The organism is Mesorhizobium sp. M7A.F.Ca.CA.004.04.2.1 (genome assembly GCF_004022825.1).
Lineage (GTDB): Bacteria > Pseudomonadota > Alphaproteobacteria > Rhizobiales > Rhizobiaceae > Mesorhizobium.
Window position 1 is genome coordinate 1 of the sequence record NZ_RZPH01001583.1, and the last position, 757, is coordinate 757.

A 757-nucleotide genomic window follows, 5' to 3' on the forward strand; every position below is an offset into this window, starting at 1 on the left:
GTGCTGCTCTTTGCCGTCGAGCCGCGTGAAGAGGAACGCCACGTCACCAGAAAGGCTGAGTCGCTCGGTGAGTTGCGTCTGCCCGGCCAAGCCGAGTCGCAGCGAATGCCAATCGTTGTCCTGGCTGAGAGGTTGACGTAGGTGGGACGGTTGGCACACAGGTTCCCCAGTTGGTCGCCTGCTGCGTGCAACCGAAAGCATCGTAGCTCTCGTGCCAGAAATTGTTGCCAACAAAAGCACCGATGCGGTAGCGCGGTGAGTTCAAGAAATTATATCCAAGATCGGCGGTGAAATAGCTGACGCCGCCCCCGCGCTGATCACTGAATGTGTTTGAGTAGCCCCCCATTTCCGTAAGAAGTCCTCGTCATGAGAAAATCCTCCCTGATGCCGCCCGCACCGAGGAGGCCTTTACGAAAATGCCAGTCGGATTGTGGACTCGAATGCGCGTCTAGATCGTCATAGGTGAGCCGCGAGACCAGTGACGTACCTTTATGATTGTAAAGTTCCTTCGATGCGTTGCCGGTACTGGCCAGTAACGTAGTCCACCCTCGAAGGAAAAGACTGAGGCCGCCGACCCGGCTACCGACGCCGACTCGCAATCACCGGCACTCGACGGCGGTTCGGAACTTCTCGGTGCCGCAGCGCCGGCCAAGCCGGACGGGCCCGGTGAAAAATTCGTCGTCGAGGGCAAGGCGCCCGCTGCTGCGCCCGGCCGCGCCGACGATTTTTCTTGGCCGCCAAGGCGGCAGCCTGCGGC

At 60.1% G+C, this 757-nt stretch carries 1 pseudogene; it reads left to right on the plus strand.

Features of this window, described 5'->3' with window-relative positions:
- Positions 1 to 602: 602 nt before the first annotated feature.
- Positions 603 to 757 (plus strand): annotated as a pseudogene (locus EN893_RS39720) (DUF459 domain-containing protein); the annotation flags it as partial.